Source organism: Parafrankia sp. FMc2, from assembly GCF_041008525.1.
Classification (GTDB): domain Bacteria; phylum Actinomycetota; class Actinomycetes; order Frankiales; family Frankiaceae; genus Parafrankia.
In genome coordinates this window covers 1-8575 of the sequence record NZ_JBFLUG010000214.1, presented here as the reverse complement: position 1 = coordinate 8575, position 8575 = coordinate 1, and the positions used below count along the sequence as shown (strand labels likewise).

Annotated in this window: 3 protein-coding genes; 1 reads left to right on the top strand and 2 read right to left on the bottom strand. The window is 71.2% G+C overall.

The genetic code is table 11. The features are described 5' to 3' along the window. Positions 1-107: 107 nt before the first annotated feature. Both AB1460_RS34225 and AB1460_RS34220 read right to left on the bottom strand, forming a co-directional pair. Positions 108-5387, bottom strand: a complete 5280-nt coding sequence (locus AB1460_RS34225) for a DNA repair ATPase (protein ID WP_368966476.1) — start codon at positions 5385-5387, stop codon at positions 108-110. Between the two features lie 10 nt (positions 5388-5397). After that, entirely contained in the window at positions 5398-7458 is a 2061-nt protein-coding gene (locus tag AB1460_RS34220) for an SPFH domain-containing protein (protein WP_368966475.1), read from the bottom strand. Between the two features lie 318 nt (positions 7459-7776). On the opposite strand from AB1460_RS34220, the gene AB1460_RS34215 reads away from it, so the two are divergent. Continuing rightward, on the top strand, positions 7777-8575 hold a 799-nt coding region (locus AB1460_RS34215), incomplete at its 3' end, for an IS5 family transposase (protein WP_368966473.1).

Here is an 8575-nt window from a genome sequence, read left to right as displayed (position 1 = left end):
TTTTTTTTCTTTTTGTCGAGGCGAAGACTGCATTCGATATCCTCGCTGGTCTCGTGGGCTCGGATATGTGTATAGGAGTCAGGGATCAGGCCGCCCGCTGGGGGGTGTCAGCGGGTGTCCCGGCTCCGCTGGTAGCGGGCCTTCACGTCGGCCCAGCGGGCGGCCTGATCCACGGTCAGGGAACCGCGCAGCTCGGCGAACCGGAGCAGGTTCGCCTCCGCGCCGGAGGTGAGGGTCTGTGCCTCGGCGAGGTAGTGGTCATGGATCAGGGCGTCCAGCTCCTCGTCGTTCATCACCGGGACGATGCGCTCCGCCAGCCTGTTCAGGTTCCGGTAGGAGCCCTGCAGCAGGAAGGGCGGTTCGGTCCTGGCCGCGTCGTCCTGCCCGGCCGAGGCGATGTAGGCGCGGTTGACGGCGAGCACGACCTGCTGGACCCGCACCAGCTTTCGCAGCACGGCAAGAATCTGGTCCAGCTCGGCCTGCGGATACCGATGGCTGAGCCGGTCAGGCCGCGCCGACGGGTCACCCTCCGCCATCCGGATCAGAAGTTCCAGGTCGGCGTGCTCGCGGCCGGCGAGCGGAGCCAGCACCGGGTTGGACGTGACCGCGTTCTCCAGGTAACTGCGGGCGAAAAGCTGGTCCCGGCCGGAGAGGACGTCGCCGAGGTTCCACACGTCGGCGCGGTTGGCGAGCATGTCCGGCACGCGGAACCGTCCCCCGGACTCGGTGTAGGGGTTGCCCGCCATGCATACGGCGAAGCGTTTGCCCCGCAGGTCGTAGGTGCGGGTCTGGCCGTCCCAGACGCCGTCCATCCGACGCTGGGTGTCGCACAGCGGAATGAACTTCTCCAGCAGCTCGGGAGTGGTGTGCTGGATGTCGTCCAGATAGAGCAGCACGTTGCTGCCCAGCTCGAGCGCGAAGGCGATTTTCTCGATCTCCCGCCGGGCGGCCGCGTCGGGTGCGGCGGCGGGGTCGAGCGAGCTGATGGCGCCGCCGAGCGCCGGGCCGTCGACCTTCACGAACACCAGGCCGAGGCGGCTCGCCACGTACTCCATCAGCATGGTCTTGCCGTAGCCGGGCGGCGAGACGAGCAGCAGCAGGCCCATCCGGTCGGGACGGGTGTCCTCGCCCGCGGTGCCGAGCTGGCGGGCCAGGTTCGCGCCGACGAGCGGCAGGTAGACCTCGTCGACGAGACGGTTGCGGACGAAGCTGGCCGGCACCGTCGCCTGGTACTCGTCCAACCGCAGCCGCTGGCGCTCCTGGGAGATCAGTTCGTCCCGCTCCCGCCGGTAGGCGCGGTAGGCGGGGACCCGTTCGGCGTGGAACCGGCGGGTGCGCGCCAGGGTCTCGTCGAGACGTAACTCAAGCCGTCCGTCATCGATGCGCGGGTGGCTGCCGAGCAGGCCGTCGACGCTGGTTGCCAGCCGCGCCGACGAGTCGTGCCGGGGCAGCCTCGAGCCGCAGACCAGTACGGCGACCGCCTCCGGGATGTCGGCCGGGCCACCCGCGGAATCCCGGGGGCCCGCGGCGTTCGTGGTGCCCGAGGCATCCGCGACGTCCGCGGTGTCTTCGGCGTCAGGGGTGTCCGCGGTGTCTTCGGCGTCTTCGGCGTCTTCGGCGTCTTCGGCGTCAGGGGTGCTGGCTGTCTGGAAGGTGCCCAGCCAGGCTGCCGCGAGCTGATAGCGGGCCGCCAGGTCGTCGTCGAAGGCCCGCAGATCGTGGTCGAAGCTGTCGCTGACGCCCAGCTCTCCGAGCGCCTTCCGGAAGCGGGTGTGCAGCTCGCGCGCGGCAGCGCTGGTCACGAACCCGGCGGGCTCGCCGGCGAGCTCCTCGAACAGGTACTCCCCCACGATGTCGACGCCGCCGATCTGCTCGACGAGGACGGTCAGGTCGGCGAGGGCGGTCAGGTCGGCGAGGACGGTCAGGTCGGCGAGGGCGGTCGGGTGCGCGCGGCCGGCGCCAGTGCCGCTCCTGGTGCCGATGCCGCTCCTGGTGCCGGTGCCGGTGAGGAACTGGGCCACGGCAGTGGCAAGCTCGGCGCACAGGTCGCCGATCTGGCTGGGCGAGCCTGGCTGTCGGGCGGGGCGGAACGCGGCCCGCGCCCGGGCCAGCGACGCGGCCCGACGGCCCCAGGCCGCACGGCCGGCGTCGTCGGTGCCGTAGGCCCAGAACAGCTGCGCGGCTGCCCGCACGGCCGACGGGTAACGCAGCAGCCCCGCCTGCCGGTAGGACCGGGCCAGCGCGGCGAGGATCGTGGCGGCGTCCCGGTCGTGGACGCCGCGCTCGTACCCTTCGTCGTGGCGGCCCCCGGCCGTCCGGCGCACCAGCTCGAGCAGATCGCTCTCGGTGTCCGCCGCCTCGACCAGCGTGGCGACGGACAACCCGCCGGCACCGGCCACCGCGTCGGCGAGGATCCGGGTGGCCAGGTACTCGGCCCGGTACACCTGGGGTGACTCCGACGGCAGCGGCTGATCCCAGAACGGCCGGGTCTGCGCGAAGGACGCGGCGCGGACCGGGCGGCGGTAGTCCGTCCCGGTGACCACGAACGCCAGGTCGTCCCCGTCGGGGACGAGAGCGAGGTCGACCGGCTGGGTGTTGACCGTGAACAGGTGACGCCCGAGGCGGATGACCGCGTCGCCCTCGTGGAGGTCGACCCGGTCGCGCAGCGCCCGGCGGGCGTCCAGACGCGCTGCCTCGACCCGCCCGGCGATCTCGTCCGCGCGGATCTGCTCACCGAGAGAACGCAGCTCGGTGACGATGCCGTGCACCGTGGTCACCATCGGGTCGGTCGCGAAGTAGGTGTTGATCTCGTCGAGCGAGCGCAGGTCCACGCAGCGACGACGGATGCTGGCCAGGATCCGGCCGGCGGAGTCGGCTCGCCGGCCGGACCGCCGCGTCCGCGCCTGCACCAGCTCCTGGCGGCGGGCGGAGAACGTGTCGTAGAGGTCGGCCCGCCGGGCCGCGAGCTCGGCGCCGGCGTCGTCGGAGTCACCGAAGCGCGATTCCAGTCGTTCCAGTGAGACGAGCAGCCGTCCCAGCTGTTCGTCGCAGCGCTCGGGGGTGTCGGCGATCGCCAGCGCGGCGGTGACGGCCTGGCCGAGCAGTGCGAACTCGGCCGCGAACACGGCCCGGCTCTCGATGGCGAACAGCTGCCCGCGGCGGGCGTCCAGGATGGCCCGCACCCTGTTGGTCTCGGCGAAGACCCCGCCGATCCGGTCCAGGAGGTGGGTCCGCGCGGCGGTGTCGACGATGTCGAGGCCGGTGACGATCTCGACGACGGTCTCCAGGCCGGCGTTCTGTTCGGCGAGCCGCTCGGCGATCGGTGCCGCGGCCGCGACGCTCGCGATGGCTGCCGCCCGCGCGGCCAGCTGGTCGGTTTCCGCGTGGTGGTCGGCGAAGGCGTCATCGCCCTGCAGGAACTCCACCGCGCGCCGGCCGGCGGCCGTGATCCCGGCGTCCAGCTCGGCCGCCTGCGCGTCGATCCGCGCGAGGTCCACATAGCGGACGTCGCGCAGCGCGACCAGGCGGCCCTGGGCCCGGCGCAGATCGGCGAGCGCCGCCACGGCCGCGCCGGCGGTCTGCGGCGTCTCGTCGCGGACGCGCCGGAGCAGGGCCTCTCCATCGGCGGCGGCGTCGGCCAGCGTGGCCCGGGCCGCCTCGGTAAGCGCCTGGACCGTCTCGAACTCCTCGAGCACCCGCTCGGCGGTGGCCCGGACCTCGGCGAGCGGCGCGCCGAGATCGGCGAGGTCCGCGTCGCCCAGCCAGTAGTACCGGTCGAACGCCCGGCTACAGGCCCCGATCAGCGCGTCGAGCACGGCACGGGAGGGCGTCATCTCCGCCACCAGGCGTGCCACCGAGATGCAGTCCGAGATCCCCCGCACCAGGTCCGCGTTACCGATCCGCTCCAGCGGCCCACTGCCCGTCACGGTCGCGGACTCGGCTGTGTGCCCGTACGGCGTCCGCCAGATCTGCACAGTGTGGGTGCGGACGGGCTCCGCGGGCGGGGTTCGCAGCAGTACCAGGGTGCCGTCGCCGAAGAGGGCGTAGCCGTGGCAGGCGAGCGGCGTCGCGACATCCTGGCGGATCACGTTGTAGGGCAGCAGGAGAAACCGGCCCGTGCTCCGGGCGTGGAAGACGTAGAGCACGTCCTCCCCGCCGGGCGCGTGGATGACCCGGTCGAACTCCAGGTCGGACGAGTCGGTGCCGAAGGCGCGAACGGTCCCGGTGGTCAGGTGGTAGCCGTCGGCGAAGATGATCCCCTGCTCCGCGGGCAGCCGTCGGCATCCCTGCCCGATCCCGTCGAGGCGCACCACCCGGTCGTTGCGGGTGTTGAACACCAGGTACCGCCACCCGGTCTCCTTGTACGGCCGGATCCGCAGCAGGACCAGCGGTCCGACCCGGGCATGCTGGATCTCGGCGTCGGCCAGGCTCTGCAGCGGCTCGTCGACGGGCTCGCGGTAGATCCCGTCGGCGCTTTCGGTGTCGTTCTCGGCCTTGACGGTGAGGGCCCCACCGACGGTGGAGACGAACACGGCCCCCTGCACCGAGACGTGCGAGTGCCGTCCCAACACGTGATCGTCGCGGCTGGTGGCGATCCAGTCGAGGTCGTGCGCCGGCGGGAGCACGTGGTCCCGCTCGCCGAGATTGTCCAGGTAGTCGGCGGTGCCGCGGGTGCCGGCCCGCCACCGCAGCACGCGGATGTCCTCCGGTCGGCGGCCGGTCTGGAAGACGGCGAGCACTCTGTCGTCGAGGCGGCGGAGCCGGAGCAGCCGGGTGCCGCGGTAGTACCGGTAGAGCTCGCCGAAGTCACGGTGAAGCGTCGGGTCATGCAGGACGTCGGGCAGGACGTCCCCGCCCGGGCCCGCGTCGGCGTCGGCTCTCCCGTCCGCGCTCACGCCGTCGAACCGAAACCGGGAGCCGGCGGCCCCCGCAGCCCCTTCGGTCCCCGCAACCCCTTCGGCGGCGGCAGCCCGGACCAGACGGTGCAGTGACAGGACGTCGGTGACCACCGCCGGTTCCTTCCCGTCGGGCGTGGCACCGACGGGAAGGGCCGCGGGAAGGGCGGTGGGGAGGGCCAGGGCGGCGGACATATTGCTGCCGAGCAGCAGACAGTCACCGAGCGCCACGATGTCCTGTGGCACACAGGGACGTCGGGTGCTGACCTGTTCGGTGCCGAGCAGCCGGAGCCCGGTGCCGCCGAACACCGCCAGCCGGCGGGCGTTGAGGGTGTCGGCCCGGTGGGTCAGCTCCGCCGCCTGCTCGGCCAACCGGGCCCGCAGCACCTCGTAGCTCTCCCGGTCGGCAGCACTCCCCCGGTTGGCAGCACTCCCCTGGTCGGCAGCACTCCCCCGGTCGGCAGCGCCCTGCTCGGTCGGGGCCGGAGCCACGCTGCCGGCCTCAGCGGGTGGTGCCACGGCCGCTGGCGGGACCGGTGACAGTGGGCTTCGCGGCGGTGTCGACCCTCTTCGTCACGGCGGGCGTGCCCTCAGGCTGCGCCGCGCCGGCGACCACGTCCGCCAGCTCCCGCAGCCTGTCGGCGTCCAGGCCGCCCCCCTTGAGTATCTGCAGGAGCAGCGCCGACACCGTGAGGTTCTGGACGTCACCGGAGCCCAGCGAACCGAGCACCCGCGTCAGATCCGCGGTGAAGTCCGCCGAGCCGTCCAGCCAGTTGCCCGCCAGGCCTCCGACGACGGCGGAGTGGTCGACGAAGCCGTCCACCGCCCGGCCCATGGTGATCGAGCTCAGCAGCCGGTCGAAGAACATGCTCTCGCCACCGACGATGTCGATGTCGGCGTTCTCCAGCCCGGCGGCCAGCACCACGGCCTGGGACTCGGCGATCCGACGCTGGATGTCGAGGCCGGCGAGCCGGATCTCCTTCTCCGCTTCCAGCCGCAGCCGGTACTCCTCGTGGCCCCGGCTCGCCTCGTCCAACGCCGCCATCGCCGCCGCCTTGTCGGTGAGGCCGTCGGCCTCACCCCGCAGCCGCTCCCGGATCGCCGTCGCGGCGACCAGCGCCTTCTCCCGGTCGACCACGGCCTCGGCCCGACCGACCTTCTCGATCGCCTCCGCCTCCCGTTCCCGCACCGTGGCCGCGGCCAGCCCCTTGGCGGCGGCCTCGGCCTGCAGGCCCTGGGCCAGCTGGATCTTGGCGCGGGTGTCCAGATCGGCAGCCCGCTGCCGGGCCTCGGCGAGGACCACCGTCTCCCGCGCCCGGTGGCCGGCGGCCTCCTCGGCGGCCTCGGCCGCCTTGATGTCCTTGACGAGAGCCTGCTGGGCCTCGGCCTCCGCCTCGATCACCAGCGCCTGCCGCAGCCGCTCGGCATCCTCGACGGCCCGCAGCCGCTTGATGCCCTCCTCCTGCTCGGCGACCGTCAGCTCCACCGCGATCCGGTCGCGGAGCACCTCGGCGACCGCCTGCTTCTGCACTTCCAGTTCCTTGTCCTTGGCAGCCCGGGACAGCTCGGTCTCCCGCTCGCGGCCAATGACCTCGAGCTGGCGGTCCTTCTCGATCCGCTCGGTCTCGATGGCGATGACCCGCTCCCGGTTCTTCTCCGCGACGGCGATCTCCCGGGCCTGGTTCTCCCGCTGGATGCCGAGCTGCTCGTCGGCGCGCAGCGCCGCGGAGGTGGCCTTCAGCCGTTCCTCGGCCTGCACCCGGGCGGTCTCCGCCTCCTCCCGAGCCCGCAACGTCGCGATCTCCTGCTCCTGCCTGGTCTCGGCGTCGGCCTGCCGCCGCTCGAGCTCGAGAATCGTCTCCCGCGCCTCGACGTCCTGGCGGGTGACCTCCTTCTCCTCCTGGCGCTGGAACTCGTTGGTACGGACATGCTCGATCGCGGTGAGCTCGGTGATCTTCCGGATGCCCTGGGCGTCGAGGATGTTGGCCGGGTCGAGCTGGGACATCGGGGTCTGCTCGAGGAAGTCGATCGCGGCGTCCTCCAGGCTGTAGCCGTTCAGATCGCGGCCGATGGCCTGGATGATCTGGTCGCGGAAATCCTCGCGCTTCGTGTAGAGGTCGACGAAGTCGAACTGCTTGCCGACGGTCTTCAGCGCTTCCGAGAACTTGGCGTTGAAGAGCTCCTGAAGTGTCGTCTGGTCACTGGCCCGCGCGGTGCCGATCGCCTGCGCCACCTTGATGACGTCCTCGACGGTCTTGTTGACCCGGACGAAGAACGTGATGCGGATGTCCGCCCGCATGTTGTCCCGACAGATCAGCCCCTCCCGGCCGGTCCGCCGGATCTCGATCGTCTTGACGGAGATGTCCATCACCTCCGCGCGGTTCAGGATCGGTAACACGATCCCACCGGTGAAGGTGACATCGACCTTCTTGGACCGCGAGATGATGAGGGCCTTTCCCTGCTCTACCCGGCGGGACAGCCGGCTGACCGCGACGAGTGCGCCCAGCGCAACAAGAATGACAACACCGAACAACACGCCCAGGACTATCGCGATGAGGCTCATCTTCTTTCCTACGCTCTCAGTCGGCCGCGGGGAGGTCGCGGTCCAGTTCACGGGTGAAGTCCAGCGGGCTCACCCAGAAGAACTCGCCGGCAGGGTCATAGCTGTAGATCACGGCGGAGCTGCCCGCCTGTAACAACGGGTTGAGGTTCGGATGTCGTACCTGGACCAGCGCGGACGACCCGTCAGCCGCCCTGACCTCCGCCTGGCCGAACTCAGAGGGTGTTCTGTACGGGTTCGCTGGGTTTCGGGTTGAGGTGATGTCTGGCGTGCGGGGTTGATCGTGTTGCGTGTGGGGGCTGGTGCGTTCTGCTGGAAGACATGGTGGAACGTAAGCCGTACCCCAGCGATCTCTCCGACGAGGCGTGGGAGCTGATCCGTCCGGTCCTGACCGCGTGGAAGGCCCGGCACCCCTCGGCCAGCGGGCATCAGGGCCGCTACGCTCTGCGGGAGATCGTGAACGCGATCCTCTACCAGGCCAGGACCGGCTGCCAGTGGCGGTACCTCCCCCACGACCTGCCCTCCACCTCCGCGGTGTGCTACTACTTCGGCCGGTGGCGCGATGACGGAACCACCGAGACGATCCACGACCTGCTGCGCTGGCAGGTCCGCGAACACCACCACCGCCGCGCGGACCCGAGCGCGGTCGTGCTGGACTCCCAGACCGTGCGGGCCTCGACCAACGCCCCTCGGGAGACCACCGGCCTGGACCCGGGGAAACGAAGCCCGGGACGTAAACGCGGGATCGCCACCGACACCCTCGGTCTGCTGATCGCGGTGGTCGTGGTCGCCGCGAGCGTCCACGACAACCTCATCGGTACCGCGTTGCTGGACCGGGTCGCCGCGACCGCTCCGTCGGTGCGTAAGGCGTGGGTGGACGCCGGGTTCAAGACCACGGTGATCGAGCACGGCGCCGGGTTGGGAATCGATGTGGAGATCGTGGGACGGCCGGCCGAAGCGCGGGGGTTCACCCCGCTGCCGAAACGGTGGGTCGTCGAGCAGACCTTCGGGATCTTCATGCTGCACCGGCGTCTGGCCCGGGACTACGAGACGAAACCCGCCAGCGCGGTCGCGATGATCCGATGGTCGATGGTCGAGGTGATGGCACGCCGGCTGACCC